The sequence below is a fragment of the Halobellus rufus genome, from assembly GCF_000739575.1.
GTDB lineage: Archaea > Halobacteriota > Halobacteria > Halobacteriales > Haloferacaceae > Haloquadratum > Haloquadratum rufum.
Genome location: NZ_BBJO01000042.1, coordinates 1 through 19,920 on the forward strand (window position 1 = coordinate 1; position 19,920 = coordinate 19,920).

17 protein-coding genes are annotated in these 19,920 nt (G+C 67.4%); 7 read left to right on the top strand and 10 right to left on the bottom strand.

The window, feature by feature from the left end; translation table 11 throughout:
* Together ACP99_RS20645 and ACP99_RS15445 are read left to right on the top strand one after the other, a co-directional pair.
* The coding region (locus tag ACP99_RS20645) for a helix-hairpin-helix domain-containing protein (protein WP_331280785.1) at positions 1-260 on the top strand (260 nt) is incomplete at its 5' end.
* 202 nt (positions 261-462) lie between these two features.
* The gene (locus ACP99_RS15445; protein WP_049987462.1) at positions 463-1,371 is read left to right on the top strand and encodes a class 1 fructose-bisphosphatase; all 909 of its coding nucleotides are present in this window, start codon (positions 463-465) and stop codon (positions 1,369-1,371) included.
* A 166-nt stretch (positions 1,372-1,537) separates the two neighbouring features.
* On the opposite strand, the gene ACP99_RS15450 is transcribed toward ACP99_RS15445, so the two are convergent.
* The gene (locus ACP99_RS15450; RefSeq protein WP_049987463.1) at positions 1,538-3,037 is read right to left on the bottom strand and encodes a DUF3179 domain-containing (seleno)protein; all 1,500 of its coding nucleotides are present in this window, start codon (positions 3,035-3,037) and stop codon (positions 1,538-1,540) included.
* Between the two features lie 160 nt (positions 3,038-3,197).
* Here ACP99_RS15450 and ACP99_RS15455 point away from each other — a divergent pair, with 160 nt between their 5' ends.
* The gene (locus tag ACP99_RS15455; protein ID WP_049987464.1) at positions 3,198-6,320 is read left to right on the top strand and encodes an FAD-binding and (Fe-S)-binding domain-containing protein; all 3,123 of its coding nucleotides are present in this window, start codon (positions 3,198-3,200) and stop codon (positions 6,318-6,320) included.
* Between the two features lie 251 nt (positions 6,321-6,571).
* Here ACP99_RS15455 and ACP99_RS15460 read toward each other — a convergent pair whose 3' ends face one another.
* Complete coding sequence (locus tag ACP99_RS15460) at positions 6,572-7,765, bottom strand: MFS transporter (protein ID WP_049987465.1); 1,194 nt, start codon at positions 7,763-7,765, stop codon at positions 6,572-6,574.
* A gap of 208 nt (positions 7,766-7,973) precedes the next feature.
* Between ACP99_RS15460 and ACP99_RS15465 the strand changes: the two genes are divergently transcribed.
* The 4 genes from ACP99_RS15465 to ACP99_RS15480 all read left to right on the top strand — a co-directional run bounded on the left by ACP99_RS15465 (position 7,974) and on the right by ACP99_RS15480 (position 12,178).
* Positions 7,974-9,473 carry an aldehyde dehydrogenase family protein gene (locus ACP99_RS15465; RefSeq protein ID WP_049987466.1) on the top strand — a complete coding sequence of 500 codons (1,500 nt, stop codon included), beginning with the start codon at positions 7,974-7,976 and terminating at the stop codon, positions 9,471-9,473.
* Between the two features lie 3 nt (positions 9,474-9,476).
* Entirely contained in the window at positions 9,477-10,373 is an 897-nt protein-coding gene (locus ACP99_RS15470) for an SDR family oxidoreductase (protein WP_049987467.1), read from the top strand.
* Between the two features lie 85 nt (positions 10,374-10,458).
* Positions 10,459-11,337, top strand: a complete 879-nt coding sequence (locus tag ACP99_RS15475; protein ID WP_049987468.1) for a fumarylacetoacetate hydrolase family protein — start codon at positions 10,459-10,461, stop codon at positions 11,335-11,337.
* Positions 11,338-11,473: 136 nt separating this feature from the next.
* On the top strand, positions 11,474-12,178 hold the full coding sequence (locus ACP99_RS15480) for an ABC transporter ATP-binding protein (RefSeq protein ID WP_156105770.1): 705 nt from the start codon (positions 11,474-11,476) through the stop codon (positions 12,176-12,178).
* A gap of 117 nt (positions 12,179-12,295) precedes the next feature.
* On the opposite strand, the gene ACP99_RS15485 is transcribed toward ACP99_RS15480, so the two are convergent.
* The 8 genes from ACP99_RS15485 to ACP99_RS15520 form a co-directional block, all read right to left on the bottom strand.
* On the bottom strand, positions 12,296-13,321 hold the full coding sequence (locus tag ACP99_RS15485) for a branched-chain amino acid ABC transporter permease (RefSeq protein ID WP_049987469.1): 1,026 nt from the start codon (positions 13,319-13,321) through the stop codon (positions 12,296-12,298).
* Positions 13,321-14,202 carry a branched-chain amino acid ABC transporter permease gene (locus ACP99_RS15490; protein WP_049987470.1) on the bottom strand — a complete coding sequence of 294 codons (882 nt, stop codon included), beginning with the start codon at positions 14,200-14,202 and terminating at the stop codon, positions 13,321-13,323. Before ACP99_RS15490 ends, ACP99_RS15485 begins: the two co-directional genes overlap by 1 nt.
* 34 nt (positions 14,203-14,236) lie before the next feature.
* Positions 14,237-15,571: an amino acid ABC transporter substrate-binding protein gene (locus tag ACP99_RS15495; RefSeq protein WP_049987471.1), complete on the bottom strand. Its 1,335-nt coding sequence runs from the start codon at positions 15,569-15,571 to the stop codon at positions 14,237-14,239.
* A 179-nt stretch (positions 15,572-15,750) separates the two neighbouring features.
* Positions 15,751-16,827: a cupin domain-containing protein gene (locus tag ACP99_RS15500; protein WP_231554316.1), complete on the bottom strand. Its 1,077-nt coding sequence runs from the start codon at positions 16,825-16,827 to the stop codon at positions 15,751-15,753.
* Positions 16,828-17,009: 182 nt separating this feature from the next.
* Positions 17,010-17,192, bottom strand: a complete 183-nt coding sequence (locus tag ACP99_RS15505) for a hypothetical protein (RefSeq protein WP_049987472.1) — start codon at positions 17,190-17,192, stop codon at positions 17,010-17,012.
* Positions 17,193-17,321: 129 nt separating this feature from the next.
* A complete protein-coding gene (locus tag ACP99_RS15510) occupies positions 17,322-17,723 on the bottom strand; it encodes an acyl-CoA thioesterase (RefSeq protein ID WP_049987473.1) in 402 nt (133 codons plus the stop codon).
* Positions 17,723-18,430 (bottom strand): acetate--CoA ligase family protein, encoded by a 708-nt coding sequence (locus ACP99_RS15515; RefSeq protein WP_049987474.1) that lies wholly within the window; start codon positions 18,428-18,430, stop codon positions 17,723-17,725. The genes ACP99_RS15510 and ACP99_RS15515 overlap by 1 nt, the downstream gene beginning before the upstream one ends.
* Positions 18,423-19,853: a CoA-binding protein gene (locus ACP99_RS15520; protein ID WP_049987475.1), complete on the bottom strand. Its 1,431-nt coding sequence runs from the start codon at positions 19,851-19,853 to the stop codon at positions 18,423-18,425. Before ACP99_RS15520 ends, ACP99_RS15515 begins: the two co-directional genes overlap by 8 nt.
* Between the last annotated feature and the right edge of the window lie 67 nt (positions 19,854-19,920).

The following is a 19,920-nucleotide window of genomic DNA, read 5'->3' on the forward strand; positions in this document are numbered from 1 at the left end:
GGGGGGACGAGGACTCGGACCCGACGGCGGAGTCCTCGCCGGTCGACGCCGAGACCGCCTGGCGGGAGCAGAGCGTTCCGACGCCCGTGACCGCGCTCGACGGCGTCGACGCCGCGACCGCGCGAACGCTCAGACAGGCGGGGATCGGCTCGGTCCGACGCCTCGCCACGGCCGATCCGTCGAGCGTCGCCGACGCGCTCGACGTCGACCGCGAGCAGGTCGAGGCGTGGTGTCGACTCGCGCGGGCTCACGAGTCCTGATCTGATCGGTTCGCGGATATATAAATTTGTACGCAGCCGAGTGAACTATTCACTAATTACTACTTCCACATTTTAGCCGCTGTAATCGCTGAATTCTGGCGTTCAGCTCGATCCCGAATCCGGTGGCGGTAGCAAAGATTTTATCCCCTCTGTCGTCGCATATCGAACCGACCACACCGCCCCCCGCGGGACGATTGATTCGATGGCCACGAACAACGACTCCTCGCCGACCGAGCCCGCACCGACTAACGAAACAGTCAACGCCGTCCTCGACACCGTAGCGCGCTCCGCGCCCGACATCCGGAACGGTCTCCCCGGCCGGCGCGTCGCGATCGAGGGCAGGAATCCCTCCGGAGAGGCGCAGAAGGCCGCCGACGTCTACGCGGACGAGCTCCTCTGCGAGCGGATCGGCGAGATCCCGAACGTCGGCGAGTACGCCAGCGAGGAGCGCGAGTCGGTCGTCGACGTCGGCTCTGGGCTGTCGGTCTGCGTCGACCCGCTCGACGGCTCCTCGAACCTCGAACCCAACGCCGCGATGGGAACGATCGTGGCCATCTACGACGCCCCGCTGCCGGCGACGGGCCGGGACATCGTCGCCGCCGCGTACGTCCTCTACGGCGCGACGACGACGATGATCGTCGCCTTAGAGAACAAAGACACCGTCGCCGAATACGTCATCCACCCCGACGGCAACTACCAGATCGTGCAGGGCGAGATGACGATTCCCGACGGACCGTCGGTGTACGGCTTCGGCGGGCGCGTCCCCTACTGGGTCGACGAGTTCGAGTCGTACGTCGAGGAGATCGAGTCGGACCCGGGGATGAAACTGCGCTACGGCGGCGCGATGATCGGGGACGTCAACCAGGTGCTCACCTACGGCGGCATCTTCGGCTACCCGACGCTGACGAACGCGCCGGAGGGCAAACTCCGCGTCCAGTTCGAGGGCTACCCGGTCGGTTACATTATGGAAACCGCCGGCGGGGCCTCCTCCGACGGGCAGCAATCGCTTCTCGACGTGGAGAAGGACGACCTCCACGCCCGGACGCCGGTGTACGTGGGTAACGAGGGCCTGATCGACGACTTGGAAAGCGCGCTCGCCGACCGCGACTGATCCCGTGTCGGAACGTCGATCCTAGGCGCGAGAGGAGAACATTTCTAGCGTTTATTCATATTTTCTTTACTGATTCGACCGAGATGCGTCTCTGGAACCGGTTTAATCTGCTCTTCAGTGCACTTTATCGAAAAATAAATAATCTGTCGGAAAACTATATTGCCGTTTATATTTTAGGTTGACCGACCACGTGCGCCGTCTCGTAGTGGGTGCGGAACGCGAACCAGAGTCCGTGCCGACCGGGGATCCGACCTCGGGTCTCCCCGTCCTCCGAGCAGAGTTCGTTCCGAGCGAGCGTCCACCGCGTGCCGTCGGCGTCGACGAGTCCGATCTCGGCCCCGTCTTCGACTCGTTCGACCGGCGTCGGCGGCGCGTCGTAGACGGCGACGTCGTCGGTCGCATCGAGCGTGACGACCACCTCGCGACCGGCGATCTCGCCCGTTACGAGCGGCACGTCGCGCTCGCGGAGGTCGTCGATCGAGACGACCCAGACCTCGTCGGGGTCGTCGTCGACGACGCCGTAGACGGACGCCTTCTCGGGGAGCGGCCCCTCGGTCTCCCGTCGCACGCCGGGCTGGACGATCTCCTCGCGGTTCCAGTAGTGCTCGAAGAAGTCGACGTTGCCGTCGTAGTACGAGTAGTCGTAGCCGTACCCGGTTTCGAGGTTCAGTGCGAGCGTGTCGGGGTACTCGGCCTTCCACGCCCCCCACTCTGTCTGGGTCACCGCGAACTGATCGAGGAACATATCCGGACTCGACTCCAGTTCGGGCCCGCCGATCGGCGTCCCGCTGTGTTGGTCCCACAGCGTTTCGGTCTCCTCGTCGTACATCACCTTGTTGCCCGAGGCGAGCATCCCGCTGCTGCCGAAGGTGCGGACGTCGGGATCGTCCGCTTCAGCGCCGTTCAGCCGCCGGTCGTAGAGGATCGGCGCGTTGCAGAGCGTGCAGTAGGTGAGACTCACCGGCACGCCCTGTAACTCGGCGTTCAGCAGCTCGTGCGGGAACAGCACCCACCGCGGGACCGCGTACGCGACGCCCTCGATCTCGAAGCCGAAGACGACGTGGTCGTCTTCGAGGTAGCGCTCGGGGGCGTCGTCGACAGCGGAAGCGTCTTCGGACGCGCCGCTCGCGTCGACGGCGTCGCCGGGGACGAACCGCGGGCCGTTCAGCGCCGCGAGGAACGAGCGGTCGCAGTTGCCCCAGCGGATCTCCTGCAGGTCGAACTCGCGGGGCTCACAATCGAGCAGGCCGCCCACGGGCGGCAGGTACGAGCGGTAGAGGCGCAGTTTCCAGTCGTCGAAGCCGTCGAGCGGTTCGATGTCCTGCTGGGAGTACCACGACTCCCACTCGACCCACGCGTGCGCCGAGTCGAAGTCCGGCTCCGCGAGGGTCGCGAGCGCGTCTCGGACCCCGGGCCAGCGGACCTCCGGCAGTTCGAGGTACCGCGGCGGGTCGCGACCGCGGAGCGCGGCGGGGAAGCCGAACTGCTCCCAGTCGTTCGCGATGCTGTCGATCACCAGTAGCTCGACGAGGTGCGGGACGACGCGCTCGTCGCCCTCCGCCGCAAGCGCGTCGATCGTCGTCGCGTGGACGTCAGCGTCGCGGACGAGCAACTGTTCGGTCAGCCACCGGAGCCGCTCCGTCTCGGTCTGGTCACTCTGTGTCACGATACCATAGTCGACTCGGCGACGCGTCAAAACGGTTGCTCATCGATCGGCGGCCGACGCACCGGAGCCCGGGCGTTCGGATTGCTGCGGTTGTCACCGCCGTCACTACGATCGCCGACAACGGCGGGTATAAGTGGCTGTTTCACACAGTCATACGCATATGCCCAACCGCGACAGCGATGCCGTTCCCGACGGCGGAGTGGCTCGCGCCTCGGCGGCGAGAGACGCCCGGTCGGAATACCAGTACGTCTCCGAGTCGGTCGAGCGACCCGACCTCGTCCGGGCGCTCGAATCGCGCGTCGACGGCGAAGTCCGCTTCGACACCTACACGCGTCAGATGTACGCCACCGACGCCAGCGCCTACGAGGTGACGCCGATCGGCGTCGTCTTCCCGACGTCGACCGACGACGTCGCGAGCGTGGTCTCCTACTGCGCCGAGGAGGAGATCCCGGTGCTCCCGCGGGGCGGCGGAACGAGCCTCGCCGGACAGACGGTCAACGAGGCGGTCGTCCTCGACTTCACGCGCCATATGGACGCCGTCCGCGACGTCGACCCCGACGCCCGCGAGGCGCGCGTGCAGGCCGGGACCGTGCTCGCGACGCTCAACGACCGCGCCGCGGAGTACGGCCTGACGTTCGGCCCCGACCCGGCGGCCGGCAACCGCAGCGCGATCGGCGGGGCGATCGGCAACAACTCCACCGGCGCGCACTCGCTGGTCTACGAGAAGACCGACCACTACGTCGAGGAGGCCGAGGTCGTCCTCGCGGACGGCACCGTCACGACGTTCGGCGAGGTCGCGGTCGACGACCTCCGAGAGCGCGCGAACCCCGACGGCGACGCCGAAGCGCGCGTCGCCGCGGGCGTCGTCGCCGTCCTCGACGAGCACACCGGCGAGATCCACGAGCGATTCCCGGAGATGAAGCGCAACGTCTCGGGGTACAACCTCGATCGACTCGTCGCCGAGGCGGAAGGCGAGTACGGCGAGGAGGGCGTCGTCAACCTCGCGCGCCTGCTCGCGGGCTCGGAGGGGACGCTCGCGGTCGTCACCGAGGCGACCGTCTCGCTGGAGCCGCTGCCGGAGACGAAGTCGGTCGCGCTCCTGACGTACGACAGCGTCGTCGAGACCGTCAGCGACATCGTCCACGTGCTCGAACACGACCCCGCGGCGGTCGAACTCATCGACGACGTCCTGATCGAGTTGGCCGCGAACACGACTGAGTTCGCCGACGTGGCGGCGAAACTCCCCGAGCGGACCGAGGCCGCGCTCCTCGTCGAGTTCTACGCCGAGAACGACGAGGAGGGGCGAGAGAAGGTCCGGGAACTCCTCGAAGACCGCGTGCCCGGCCGTGCGGACGCCGACGGGGACGACGACAGCGGCGATGGTGACGACGACGGCGCGTCCGCGGACGCCGACCCCGACCGCTACGCGTTCGACGCCTTGGAGGCGCACGAGGAGGCGGACCGAAAGGAGCTCTGGAAGCTCCGGAAGTCGGGGCTGCCGATCCTGCTGGGTCGGACCAGCGACGCCAAGCACATCAGCTTCCTCGAAGACTGCGCCGTCCCGCCGGAGCATCTGCCCAGATTCGTCACGGAGTTCCAGTCGGTGCTCGAAGAGCACGACACCTTCGCGTCGTTCTACGCGCACGCCGGGCCGGGCGTGCTCCACGTCCGCCCGCTCGTCAACACCAAGTCCCAGACCGACCTCGACGCGATGGAGGCCATCGGCGAGGCGGTGACCGACCTCGTCGTCGAGCTCGGCGGCTCCGTCTCCGGGGAACACGGCGACGGCCGCGCGCGGACCCAGTGGAACCGGAAGCTCTACGGCGACGACCTGTGGTTCGCGTTTCAGGACCTCAAGACGGCGTTCGACCCCGACTGGCTGCTGAACCCCGGGCAGGTCTGCGGCGACGTCGCCCTGACGGAGAACCTCCGGTTCGACCCCGACTACGAGTTCGACGCCGGGTTCGACTCGGCGCTGAACTGGGAGAACGAGAACGGGATGCAGGGGATGGTCGAACTCTGTCACGGCTGCGGCGGCTGCCGCACCCAGCAGACCGAGGGCGGCGTGATGTGCCCGACCTACCGCGCGGCCGACGAGGAGATCACCGCGACGCGCGGGCGGGCGAACATGCTCCGGCAGGCGATGAGCGGCGACCTCCCGGACGACCCCACCGACGAGCGGTTCGTCACCGAGGTGATGGACCTCTGTATCGGCTGTAAGGGCTGTGCGAACGACTGCCCGAGCGAGGTCGACCTCGCGAAGCTGAAGGCCGAAGTGACGCACGCGTACCACGAGGAACACGGCTCCTCGCTGCGCTCGAAGCTGTTCGCGAACGTCGACTCGCTCGCGAAGTTGGGCAGCACGTTCGCACCCGTCTCGAACTGGGCCGCGAAGGTCCCGGGCGCGCGGGCGGTGCTGGAAAAGACCATCGGCATCGCGAGCGACCGAACGCTCCCGACGTTCGAGCGCGAGACGCTGCAGGACTGGTTCGAGGCCCGCGGCGGGTGCCGGGTCGCCCCCACCGAGGCCGAACGCCAAGCCGTTCTGCTGCCCGATACCTACACGAACTACAGCCACCCCGCAGTCGGGAAAGCAGCTGTGAGGGTCCTCGAAGCGGCGGGCGTGTATGTCGACGTCGCGGACGTGACTGACAGCGGCCGCCCGGCGTTCTCGAAGGGCTTCCTCGACGTCGCCCGCGAGACCGCCGCGGAGACGGTCGACGCGCTCGCGCCCCGGATCGAGGACGGCTGGGACGTCGTCGTCGCCGAACCCTCGGACGCGGTGATGCTGCAGTCCGACTACGGCGACCTCCTCTCGGGACCCGAGGTCGAGTCCGTGCAGGCGAACAGTTACGGGGTCTGCGAGTATCTCGACGCGTTCCGCCTCGACGAGGGCATCGACTTCGACGTCCCCGATCGCTCGGTGGCCTACCACGGCCACTGCCACCAGAAGGCGACGAAGAAGGACCACCACGCGGTCGGAGTCCTCCGCCGAGCGGGCTACGCGGTCGACCCGCTCGACTCGGGCTGTTGCGGGATGGCCGGCAGTTTCGGCTACGAGGCCGAACACCGCGCGATGAGTCGAGCCATCGGCGACACGCTGAAGGGGCAGGTCGACGCCAGCGAGGCGGAGTCGGTCGTCGCGCCCGGCGCGTCCTGCCGCACGCAGCTCAACGACCTCGGAGCGACGATCGATCAGTCGCTGCTACCCGAGCCCGACGCGGACCGAGAGGGACCGCCGACGCCGATCGAGGCGCTCGCGGCCGGGCTGAGCGGGAACTAACCGCCTGGCGACGGGAAACGGAGTCACGAGCGGATTTTTTCGAGCCCGCGAGGGTTTATATACGATCCCGGGACCACAGCCCCCGTGACGTGAACGTTCTCCCGCGCCGTTCCGCGGTTGTTCGGCACGCCGGCGTGGGAATCGAACGGGTCGGGCTCGACGGGTGGCCGATCCGTTGCGGGTGCCGACTGTTCGCCATTTTGTAGCGACGCGCTCGCACCGGACGTTTTATGCGGTTCCGAGACGGCGTCTCACGCCGACTGCGAGGCAGTCCCGCGGTAGAACAGCGCCGCGCCGAGGAGCGTCAGCGCCGTGACGACGACGAGGGGAACGGTGTAGCCGCCGGAGAGGTCCCGGAGGACGTTCAAGAGCAGCGGGATCGAGATCGCGGTCGTCGCCTCCGCGATCGTGAAGACGCCGATGATCGCGGTCGCGTTGGTCGCGCCGAACCGTTCGAGGATGATGGGCGAGAACAGCGACGCCGCCACGCCGAGTCCGACGCCGAAGAACGCCAGGAGGACGTACATCGCGAGCGTCGTCGTCGCCAGCGGGAGCCCGCCCATCCCGATCGCCGCGAAGACGACTCCGGCCGTCATCGTCACGCGGAGGCCCAGCCGATCGGCGACCGCGCCGCCGGCGACGCGGGTGACGACGCTGATCCCGCCGACGATGCCGAACGCGGTCGCGGCGACGGTTCGTCCGATGCCGTTCTCCGTGAGGATCCCGACGAAGTCCGCCGAGAGCACGAAGTACCAACTCCACAGCAGCGCGAACCCCGCGATCGCCGCGAGGAACGCGCGATCGGTCAGCCGCGCGCGCAGCCACGCGGTGTCGACCGGCGTCGACGCGGCGGCGCGGACGCCCGGCGGACGGCGGTAGAGCAGGCTCGAAAGCAGAATCACGGCCGCCGTCCCCCACCCGACGACGACGAACGCCTCCGTGATCGACATCCGTTCGAGCAGGAACACCCACACCGGCGGCAGGACGAACACGCCGAGTCCGTTGCCGATCATCGTGACGCCCATCGCGCGGCCCTGGTACTCGTCGAACCACTGCGGGACCAACGAGACCACGACGACGAAGATCGTTCCGCCCGCCGTCCCGAGGAGCGCGAACGCGAGCAACACGCCCGGGTACGACGAGACGACCTCGAGGAGACCGGCGGCGATAGCGAAGACGAGTCCGCTGACGGCGACGACGGGACGCAGCGGCGCGCGGGAGATGACGACGCCGATCGCACCCCCCGCGATGTAGAAAGTCGCGGTCGTGATCGAGAAGACCGACGAAACGCGGAGGCTCGACAGTCCGAACGCGGCCTCGATGGGCTGGGAGTACACCGTGAACGTGAAGATCATCCCCCAGATGAGGACGAGAAGCACCATTCCGAGGAGGGCGACGAGCCAACTGGTGAGCGAATCGAGCGCGGTGTCGTGTGAGGTTGTCATATCAATGCCTGGTTGCGATCGGGCGATCGACCACCGCCGACGCGTGAGTTCGACACAACCCTGTCGGTATCAGCGTTTAGTGTTTTCCTCTTTCGTCCCGACACCGCGGTCCCGCGCTGAACCACTATCATCGGTGTAACCGGGTGACAGAGGGGAAATCTGGTGATCTGACCAAACTTTCATTAGTGAATCACGGTAACAATGTAGTATGGCACTTGAAGGCCAGTCACCGTATAGCATCGATGCGGATTGGAACAAACTCTACATCGGCGGTGAGTGGATCGACTCCGAGAGCGGCGAGTCGACGCCGGTCGAGGACCCCTCGACTCGCGAGGTCGTCACGGAGGTGCCCCGCGGCACCGAGGGCGACGTCGACGCCGCCTACGACGCGGCCGTCGAAGCCCAGAAGGAGTGGGGTGAGACACCGCCCGCCCGCCGCGAGCAGGCCGTACAGGGACTCATCGAGGCCCTCGAGGAACACCAAGAGGAGATCATCGAACTGATCACGACCGAGATCGGCGGCATCCACGGGGTCGGCGAGACCTCGATCCAGATCACGCAGGACCACCTCGCGGAGGCCGCGACGCTCCCCCGCCGGATGAAGGGCGAGACCGCCGCCTCGAACATCCCCGGCAAGGAGAACATCGTCTACCGCGAACCCGAGGGCGTCGTCACGGTCATCTCGCCGTGGAACTTCCCGCTGAACCTCACGGCTCGGGCGCTCGCGCCAGCGATCGCCGCCGGCAACTCGGTCGTCCTCAAGCCCGCGACGGACGCGCCGATCGTCGGCGGCCTCGTGTGGGCCCGCCTCGCCGAGGAGGCCGGAATTCCGGAGGGCGTCGTCAACGTCGTCACCGGCAAGGGCTCGGAGATCGGCGACCACATCGCCAGTCACCCCGACAGCGACGTCGTCGCCTTCACGGGGTCGACGGAGGTCGGCCAGCACGTCGCGGGCCTCGCAGCGGAAAACCTCGCGGTCCCCGCGATGGAACTCGGCGGCAACAACGCCCACATCGTCACCGAGGACGCCGACCTCGATCAGGCGATCGACGCCGCGGTGTTCGGCTCGTTCATCCACCAGGGACAGGTCTGTATCTCGATCAACCGCCACCTCGTGCAGGACACCGTCTACGACGAGTACGTCGAGCGACTCACCGAGCGCGCGGAGCAGCTCCCCGCGGGCAGCGCACACGACGAAGTCGTCCTCGGACCCATCATCAACGAGTCCCAGCGCGACGAGATGCTCGACTACGTCGAGCGCTCGATCGAGGACGGCGCGACGCTCGAAACGGGCGGCGAGACCGTCGACCTCGACGGCGTCGACGACTCGCTGGTCGTCCGCCCGACGGTGCTCTCGGACGCCTCGAACGATATGCCCGCCGCGTGCAACGAGCACTTCGGTCCCATCGCTCCTGTGATCCCCTTCTCGGACGTCGAGGAGGCGATCGAGATGGCAAACGACACCGAGTACGGCCTCACCGGCTCGGTCCACGCCGGCGACATCGGCGCCGGACTCCAGATCGCAAAGCGGATCGACTCCGGCAACATCCACGTCAACGATCAGGGCATCAACGACGAGGCGCACGTCCCCTTCAGCGGCACGAAGGCCTCGGGCCTCGGCGGCTACAACAGCGACGACTTCCTCGACGAGGTCACCGAGAAGAAGTGGATCTCGCTGCAGCACGAGCCGCGAGAGTTCCCGTTCTGAACCGTGCAGGAGGCAGTCTGCGTCGTCGCCGGTGGGGGTAACGGCCTCGGTCGGGCCGCGGCCCTCGAACTCGCCGACCACGGCGCGCGCGTCGTCGTCAACGACCTCGGCTGCGAGGTCGACGGCACCGGCAGCGACGCGTCCGTCCCCGAAGCGGTCGCCGAGGAGATCCGCGACCGCGGCGGCGAGGCGATCGCCCACCACGGCGACGTCAGCGACTTCGAGTACGCCGAGTCCCTGATCGCGGACACCGTCGACGCGTACGGTCGCGTCGACTTCGTCTGCAACTTCGCGGGCATCCTCCGCGACGGGATCAGCTACAAGCTGACGGAGGAGGACTGGCGCGAGGTCGTCGAGACGAACCTCACCGGACAGTTCGCGCCGCTCCGCGCGGCCGCGAAACACTGGCGAGAGGCCAGCGAGGACGCCGGCGAGGACGGATTCGACCGCCAGCGCTCGTATCTCGCCGTCAGCGCCGGCGCGGCCCGCGGCAGTCTCGGCCAGGCGAACTACGCGGCGTCGAAGGCCGGGATCCTCGGGATGGTCCGGACCGTCTCGAACGAGTTGGTCCGCTCGAACGTCCGCGTCAACGCGCTGATTCCGAACGGCTACACGCGGATGACGGAGACGGTGCCCGAGGAGCACCGCCCGTACACCGAAGCGGAGATGCCCCCCGAGAAGGTCGCGCCGCTTGTCGCCTACCTCGCGAGCGAGGCCGCCGAGGACGTCACGGGCTGTACGCTGTACGCGGGCGGCGACCGCGTCGGCGTCCTCTCCGACCCGGCGATGGAGGCCGTCGGCGTAGCCCCCGACGGGTGGTCGCTGGAGTCGCTCTCGGAGCACTTCCGCGAGGACGTCGCGAGCGACGTCGACCTCTCGCGCACGGAGAGTTACCTGTAAGCGAGCGGTCGGACGGCGGCGCGTTCCCGTGCGCGACTCGTCCCGAAAGGCATCTTTTATCACGGTTTCCGCCGATGACACGCGTATGCGATTCGTCCGCTACGACGACAACCAGCTCGGACTGCTCACCGAAGACGGCAGCGGGGTCATCGACCTCTCGGAGCGACTCGGACTCGACGGGGACGAACCGCTCGTCGAGTACATCGAGGGCGACTACGACGCCGCCGAGTACGAGGGCGAAGACCCCGATTACGACGTCGACGACGTCGAGATCGGCTCGCCGGTCGGCCGACCGGGGAAGGTCATCGCCGCGCCGCTGAACTACGAGAACCACATCAAGGAGGCCATCGCGGACAAGGACATCACCACCGACGAGTGGTTCTCGATCAAGGACAAGGGCTACTTCCTGAAGGCTCCCTCCAGCGTCGTCGGGCCCGACCACGGCATCGAACTCCCGTTCAGTGACCGACGTACGGACCACGAGATCGAACTCGCGTTCGTGATGGGCGAGGAGGCCAAGGACGTCTCCGCCGAGGAGGCGTGGGACCACATCTTCGGGTACACGATCCTGCTCGACATCTCCCTGCGCGGCGACCAGGACCGCTCGAACCGGAAGTCCTACGACACGTTCACCGTCATCGGCCCGTGCGTCGTCACGGCCGACGAGATCGACGACCCGCAGGACCTCCAGATGGAACTGCAGCTCAACGGCGAGCGCCGCCAGTACGAGAACACCGGCGACATGGTCTACACCTGCGCGGACGTCGTCCAGTACGCCTCCCTCGGCGCGACGCTGGAAGTCGGCGACGTCATCACGACGGGCACGCCCGAGGGCGTCTCGGAACTGCACGACGGCGACACGATCGAGGCCGAGATCGAGGACGTCGGCTCGATGACCGTCGACGTCACCGGCCGCGACGTCAGCTACGCCGACGCGAACGTCACGAAGGGCGGGCAGGAGTAAGCGACGGCGGCGTCACCGACGCCGTCAACGACCGGATCTTCGTTCTTTCGACACGGTGAGCAGCCCCGCTCGTCGTCGCGCCGAGACCGCCGAAAGGTAGGCTTAAGAAAGGCCACGATAAATCACGTGGTAATCGATGTCACTGCTCGAAGTAGACGCAATAGACGTCGCGTACGGTAACGTACAGGTACTCTGGGACGTGAGCCTCTCCGTCGAGAAAGGCGAGACGGTGGCGTTGCTCGGCGCGAACGGCGCGGGGAAGACGACGACGCTGAAGACCATCTGCGGCGACCTCTCGCCGACGGACGGGGAGGTCCGGTACAAGGGCGAGTCGATCGGCGACCTGCCGCACGAGGACGTCGTCGCGAAGGGCGTCGCCCACGTGCCGGAAGGCAGAGAGGTGTTCACCGAGAGCACCGTCAAGGAGAACCTCGAACTGGGGGCGTATCTCGACCGAAGCGGGATGGACGAGCGGCTCGGACGCGTCTACGACATCTTCCCGCGGCTCGAAGAGCGGTCCAAACAGCGCGCAGGCACGCTCTCGGGCGGGGAACAGCAGATGCTCGCGATCGGGCGCGGACTGATGAGCGACCCGGATCTGCTGCTCCTCGACGAGGCGAGCCTCGGTCTCGCGCCCGTCCTCGTCGACGACGTCTTCGAGGCGATCCAGCGGATCAACGACGAGGGGACGACGGTGCTCCTCGTCGAGCAGGACATCTACAACGCGCTCCGCGTCGCCGACCGCGGCTACGTCATCAAGACGGGCGAGATCGCGCTCTCGGGGACCGCAGAGGAACTCGCGAGCGACGAACGCGTCGAAGAGTCCTACCTCGGCGCGTAGCGACGGACCGGTTTCATCGCTGTTTCCTCGTGGTCGGTAGCGGAACGTCGCTCAGACAGTGCGGCAGAAGGGTAGTCAAAAGAGCGGGAGAACGCGACTGAGTGGGATGAAACCGCCTTACTCAGTCTGAGCGGCGTCGCTTCCGGAGACCTCCTCGACGAGGTACTCCTTGATGAGGCCGTACAGCCCCGTCGGCAGGAAGATGATGAAGAGGATGATGAGAATCCCCTCGACCGCCTCGGAGTAGCCGCTGACGACCGCCGAGAGGCCGTTGTCCAACACGAGGAACAGCCCGGCACCGAAGATCGGCCCCGAGAACGTCCCCATCCCGCCGAGGATGACGACGACCAGCGAGTCGATCGTCCACGACACCGCGAGCGTCGACTGCGGGTTGATGTACAGCGTGTAGTGACCGTACAGCGCGCCCGCCAGCCCCGCGAAGAACGATGAGACGACGAACGCGTACATCTTGTACTTCAGCGGGTTGACGCCGAGACTGCTCGCGGCGTCCTCGTCGTCGTGGATCGCCTTCATCCCGAGCCCCGTGGGCCCGCGGACGATGAGGTACGTGATGACGACGGTCGCGATCGTCGCGATGACCGTCAGGTAGAACATCACGTCGCCGTGAGAGAGCAGCTCGCCGATCGAGAGATCCGCCTGGATGTAGTAGCCGGTCGCGCCGCCGGTCAGTTCGCGCTGGTCGAGCATCACGAGCTCGATGACGGCCGCGAGCGCGAGCGTCCCGATGGCGAAGTAGTGCCCGCTCAGCCGGAAGATGATCGGCCCGATGACGAGCGCGATCAGCGCCGCCGCGAGCGCGCCGATCAGCATCGCGGGGATGAGCGGCACTTGGATCGATTCGGGGAATCCGGCCCCCGTCGGCGTCGACAGCCACGCGGTGACGAACGCGCCCATTCCGAAGAACGCGGCGTGGCCCAGCGAGATCTGGCCCGCGTAGCCGGCGAGCAAGTTCCACGAGACGCCGAGCATCACGAAGACGAGCCCCGTCAGGATGAGCCCCGTCAGCGAGTCGGTCGTCGTGAACGGGACCGCGACGAGCCACAGCACGACGAGCGCCGAGATGGCCAGCACGCGGCGGTCGGTCGCGAGCGACTCGCCCGGTTTCTTCTCGAGGAACGCCACTACTCACCACCTCCGGAGCCGCCGAACAGCCCCTCGGGCTTGATCAGCAGGACGCCCAGGAAGATGAGGAGGCTCACCACGTTGCGGTAGCCCCCGCCGAGGTACAGCGCGCCGAGGTTCTCTGAGACCCCGAGCACGAGCCCCCCGACGAGCGTCCCGAGGACGCTGCCGACGCCGCCGAGGACGACCACGGCGAACGTCTTTAACAGATAGGACCAGCCGACGTACGGGTCGATGGGGAACAGCATCGAGAGCAGCGCGCCGGCCGCCCCGGCCAGCGCCGTCCCGATGCCCAGCGTGATGACGTAGATTCGGTCGGTGTTGATCCCCATGTACTTCGCGGCCGTGCGGTTCTGCGCGGTCGCTCGAATCGCCTGCCCCGTCTTCGTGTACTGCAGGAACGCCCACGTCGCGGCGATGAGGAGGACGGCCACGACGAACGTCACCGTCCGCGGGAACGACAGGAACGCGACACCGACGTCGAACCCGTTTCCGGGGATGCCGATGTCGGCGGTCCGGGCGTCGCCGCCGAGGATGACGCGGCCGAGGTTCTGCAGGATCAACGCGAGGCCGAACAGCACGATGATCGGCTGTTCGAGCCCCTCGTCGACGACGAACTGCAGGAGCACCTTCTGCAGCAGGACGCCGAGCCCGAACATCAGCGCCATCGCGAGCAGCATCCCCACGAGCGGCGTGATGCCGGTCGCCGCGAAGAGGAGGATCGCGATGTACGCGCCGACCATCAGCATATGGCCGTGCGCGAGGTTGACGATGTCCATGATCCCGAAGACGAGCGAGAGACCCAGGGCTGCGAGGGCGTAGATGCCCCCGAGCAACAGCCCGTTCACGATCGTTTGCGTGGCGAGATCGCTGAGGACCATTTTCAGGCGTGAGTGCTGTCAGTCGAGTGGCTGCTCATCGCTCGCTCCACGGCAGAATCGGGTACTGGAAGTCGATGGCCTGCTCGGAGTCCGTGTCCGGGTACGCGAGCCGCTGTGCGCCTTCCCACCACTGGCCGGTCGGGGCGGTCAGTTCGCCCTCCGCGGGCAGCCCGTTCTCCTCGAAGCTGAACGTTCCGATGACCGTCTCGAACTCCTCGCTGCGGAGCGCGTCGCGAACCGCAGTCGGGTCGACGGAGCCGGCGGCCTCGACGGCCTGCTGAGCGACCTGCGTCAGGTTGTACGAGCCCCCGACGTTCGCGGGCATGTAGTCGGCGTCGGTGTCGTACTCGTCGAAGAACGCCTCGCGGAGTTCGGCGTTGCCGTTGCCGGTCAGCCCGGGCACCCAACCGGGGCACATCAGCGCGTACGCGCCGTCCTCGCCGAGCGCGGACCACCAGGCCGAGGGGTCGGCACCGCGGACGAACTTCAGCATCTTCGGCGCCCAGTTGCTGTCGCGCATCTGGTTGACCGCGGTGATGCCGCCCGGCGGCGTCGGGTTCGACAGCAGGACTTCGACCTCGTTGCTCTCCGCTTGGTTGATGAGCGTCGAGAAGTCCGAGGAGCCGAGCTCGAAGACCTCGCGCATCACGACGTCGTACCCGGCTTCGCCGAGGACGTCCTCCCAGTACTGAGCCTGCTCTTCGCCCCACCCGGAGTTCGGCTCCCAGATGCCGACGTTGGTCGGACGGTCTTCCTCGGGGATGAGTTCGAGCGTGCCGAGCGTCGAGCGGGCGACGTCGCGGGACTTCGGGAACGGCGCGAACGTCCACTCGTAGTTGTCGTTCCGGTGCGGCTCCTCGTAGGCGAACGCGATGCCGAGGAACGGCAGCCCCTGGTTCTCCGCGAACGCGCTCCCGGCGGTGACGAGCAGACTGGAGAAGCTCCCCCAGATCATGTTGACGTCGTTGTTGCTCACGATCGCCTGAAGCTGCTCGCGGAGCGTCTGTGCGTCGCTCTCGTCGTCGCGGAGGATGAGTTCGACCTCGCGGTCGAGCTGTTCGTTCATCCGGGCGACGCCGAGTTCGTAGCCGCGGCGGAGGTCCTCGCCGAGCGAGGAGAAACTGCCCGTGTCCGGGACCGTCCCGGCGATGGTCAGCGGCGTCGCGTCCCCGCCGCTGTCGCCCCCGCTGTCGCCGCTGCTGTCGGAGTCGCCGCCGCTGTCGCCCCCACTGTCGCCACCGCTGTCACCGCCGTCGTCGCCGCCCCCACCGAGCGTACAACCGGCGAGTCCGGTGATTGCGAGGGTACCGGTCGCACCGGCACCTTTCAGATACGTTCGTCGTCGGATCGATGTGTCATCACGAGCCATACCGTGTGGCACAATGATGATAATACAATAAAAAAAAGTATACGGTTCTACACGGCGTGACCGGGGGTCACGCACCGATTCTGGACGGGCCTCCGTCGCGATCTGTGTGGCGACGCTCGGGAGCGGCGCACGGTATCTGGACGAAAGACAGAACGGCGGGAGAGAGTCGGCAGAGCCCCTTACGAGGAAGGCTCGGCCTCGGCGTAGAGGTTGAACGCCTCGAAGACGGGGCGGTCGGTGATGCCGAGCAGCGTCGCCTCGCCGTCGGGTTCGTGGTGGTGGATCTCGTCCGGCGGGACGACGAAGATGTCCCACTGGCTCCACTCGAACGCCTCGTCGCCGACGTGGGTCGCGCCCTCGCCGTCGATGACGAAGTACACCTCGGTCGCGTTGTGGAAGTGCGGGTCGGTCTCCTCTAAGAGCAGTTGCGCGCGGAACGACATCGTCGGGAACAGCGGCGGCTTGCCCGTCGCTGGGTTGACGTACGAGAGGCTGTACCCGTCGTTCGGGTCGGGGTCGTCGTTGTCGGCGCGCTGGCGGAGCGACTCGACCATCTCCTCCCACTCGAAGCGATACGGCGGCGTCGCCTCGTGGATGCCCTCGAACGGTCCGGGGATGCCGTCCTGCTTCACCTCTTCCTGCGGTCGGCCGCGGCCGTACTGGGAGGCCCAGTAGCCCTGGCTCTTCGTCACCGGCTGGCGTTCGAGTTCGTGGTACTCGAAGGTGTTCTTGGCGTTCAGCGAGTCGAGGACGAGCGGCAGGTCGAGCACGTCGAGCCACGCGGCGGTCTCGTCGCTCTCGTTGACGTGGTCGTGCCACTCCCACTGCGGGGTGGTGATCAGGTCGTTGTCCTTCATCGGGAACTCCTCGCCGGCGACGACGGTCTTCATGTCCTCGTGGCCGTCGATGGTGAACCGGAGCGCGTTCGCACCGTGTCGGTGCGAGGGCGCGGTCTCACCCGGCGAGACGGTCTGGATCCCGACGTAGATCGTGTTCGAGATCGCGTGCGCGGCGTTGATCGGCACGGCGACGCGTCGCTGGAACCCCGGTGGGAGCTCGGCGATCGGCACGTCGCGCTCGATGGCGTCGATCGCCTCCTTGATGTCCTCCCACTTCCAGATGTCCGCTCCGGGGTCGGTGAGGGCGTGGCCCATATCGTCTTCGACTTCCCAGAGCGGCTGGAGACTGTGCTCCTCGAGGATACTCCGGGTCTCGGAACTCATCTCTAGGAGTTCCTCCGGCTCTTCCTGTGCCATACACGATTGTTGGCGAAACTCGATAATAAGTGTGTTGGACGGTTTCACTTGTCATTCGCGGCCACGCGTCGCTCTGAGACCCTGCTCGTCGGATCGCTACCGCTCGTCTGCGACTCTGCTGCCCTGCGTCGACGCGCCTTCGGCAGTCGACACGGCGCGTCCCCTCCCCAGACGCGAACGGATTACGCCGAGGCCTTCGCCTGCGCCTCGAAGACCTCCTCTGTCTTGAAGAGCGTCCGGCAGTCCTCACACACCATCCGCCGCTGGATCCCGTACTCCCAGAGCTTTCCGCCGCAGTTCAGACAGTCGAAGTGCGCCTCGACGAACGGATCCTCCGTCGCGTATGGATTCTCGAACTCCGCCATACCCAGGGGTACTCACGTAATTCCTAAAAGCGTATCGCCAGTCCGTAAGCCAGGGCCGCAGGACGCCGGAATCGACGCCGCTGATCGACTCGGAGACGCCCCCGAGGGGCGACGCTCGCCCGCGGCGGCCTACTCCTCTGCGTACTCGACGAACTTCTCGCGGATCTCGTCGGGGATCTCGACGGCCCCGCCGCCGCCGGTCTTCGCACAGACCCGCTGCTCGTAGCCCGAGAAGGCGAGCGTGTCGCCGTTGTAGGCCTCGTACTCGAATCGAACGGCGCGCGTGCTCGGGTCGGGCGTCAGCGTGATGCGGACGTCGTCGCCGGCGTGGAGCGGCGCTTTGAACTCGAACTGCATATCGACGAGCGGGAAGCCGAAGTCGTAGTCGCCGGTGAGTTCCCAGAACGGGAAGCCGATCTCCTGCATAAACATGTCCGACGTCTCGTGGAGCGCGTCCACGATGCGGGGGTAGTGAGCGATACCGTGCGGGTCCGTGTCCGAGAACCGAACGGTCCAGGTGCGTTCGTACATTATCGTTCCTCCAGTACGACGAGTGCGTCGAGCGCTATTACTCCATCGGAACTCGCAAGAACCGGGTTGACGTCCAGTTCGGCGATCGGGTGATCGGAGACGAGGTCGCCGACGGCCGAGATGGCGGCGGCCAGCGCGTCGACGTCGGCCGGCTCGCTGCCGCGATAGCCGGAGAGCAGCGGCGCGGACTGGAGCTCCTCGATCGCGGATCTGGCCTCCGCGCGGTCGATCGGCGCGATCCGGTGGCTGGTGTCCTCGAAGATCTCGGTGAACACGCCGCCGAGGCCGGTGAGGACGACGGGGCCGAACGACGGATCGCGGAGTCCGCCGACGATCACTTCGGTGCCGCGCTCGACGTCCATCGCCTCCTCGACGAGCACGTCGGCCGCGACGCCCGCCTCGTCGGCCGCGTCGAAGATCGCCACGGCGGCGTCCCGAACCGCAGACTCGGAGTCGAGCCCGACGGCGACGCCGACGCCGCCGGCCCAGTCGCTCTTGTGCGTGACGGCGGGCGAGGACACCTTCACGACGACGGGGTAGCCGATCCGCTCGGCCGCCTCGACGGCCTCGCCGACGTCGGCACACACCTCGAAGTCTGGCGTCTCGACGCCGACCGACGACAGCAGCGCCTTCCCCTCTGCCTCCGTCAGCGTCTCGCGACCGTCGGCGCGCGCGGACTCGATCGGTTCCGGGACGGCGTCACTCATCGGCACTCACCTCCTCGTCGGCGACGGCGTCGGGCAACACGCCGCCACCAGCGGCGACGCCGCCGTCCGCGAGCGCGTCGTCGTCGTTGAGGAGCGCGTACCGGGCGAGCGCTCCCGCCGCGTCGGCGGCGCGCTCGGGGGTCTCGAAGACCGGAATGCCGGCGTCTCGAAGCGCGTTGCGCTGTCCCGCGAGGTCTTCCTCGATTCCCTCGGTGGCGAACAGGACCGGCTTGTCGACCCGTTCGGCGAGCCCGTCGAGTTCCTCGACCGGGTAGCCGAGCGCGGCCTCGAACAGCTCGTAGACCAGCACGATGTCGACGCGCTCGTCCTCGGCGACGGCCGTGACGATCTCGCCGAACTCCGGCATCGGCCGCCCGGTGTCGACGGGGTTGTCGGCGTAGGTGATCCCCGGCAGGATCTCGTCGACGCGCGCTTGGGTCTCCTCGGTGAGCTCCGGCAGGCGACCGCCCGCACGCTGGATCCGGTCGGTGATGATGATGCCCGGTCCCGCCTGCGCGGTGACGACGCCGACGTTCGGGCCGTCTGGCGTCGGCGAGTTGCCCAGCGCCGCCGCGGCGTCGAGGAGGTCGTCCGTCGCGTCGACCGTCGGAACGCCGTACTGGGCGAACCCGGCGGTGTAGAGTTCGTGATCGCCCGTCAGCGCCCCCGTGTGCGACTCCGCGAAGTCGCCGACGTCCGACTGTCCGACCTTGTAGGCGACCACCGGCGTGTCGCTCTCGCGGCAGGCCTCGAGCAGCCGCCGCCCGTCGTCGGTCCCCTCGACGTGGAGGACGATCGCGTCCGTCCGGTCGTCGCCGTCGAAGTACTCGATCGCCTCGGCGAACCCGACGTTCGCGCGGTTCCCCAGGCCGACCTCCGCGGAGACGCCGCGGCCCTGCCGCCGGGACTGGAACGCCAAGACGAGTCCGACGCCCCCGCTCTGGGCGACGACCGCGACGTTGCCCTCCGGGATCTCCTCGACCCCGCTCGCGAACGAACAGCGGAGGTCGATCCCCGGGACGAGAAAGCCGCTGGTGTTGGGGCCGAGGAGCGAGATGTCGTGTTCCTCGGCGGCCGCCACGGTCGCCTCCTGCAGTTCTTCGCCCTGCCCGCCCGCCTCGGCGAACCCGCTGGCGTAGATGACGGCGGCTCCGATCCCCGCCTCGCCGCACTCTTCGAGGACCTCCGGGACCGCCGGTCCCGGCACGCACAGGAGCGCGAGGTCGACGTCGTCGTCGATCTCGGTCACCGACGCGACGAACTCCGCGCCGAACAGTTCTCCCTCCGTCGACGGGTTCACGGGGTAGACCGGCCCGTCGAACGCCGCGGCGTTCGCCATCGCTTCGTATCCGATCTTGCCCTCGGTCGCCGAAGCGCCGACGACGGCGATCGCCGAGGGGTCGAACAACTGTCTGAGAGTCACACGCGGACATATATCGAACGTCCTCAAAGCGTTTTCCCCCTGCGTTGGCGGTGCGGGGCGTGGCGGT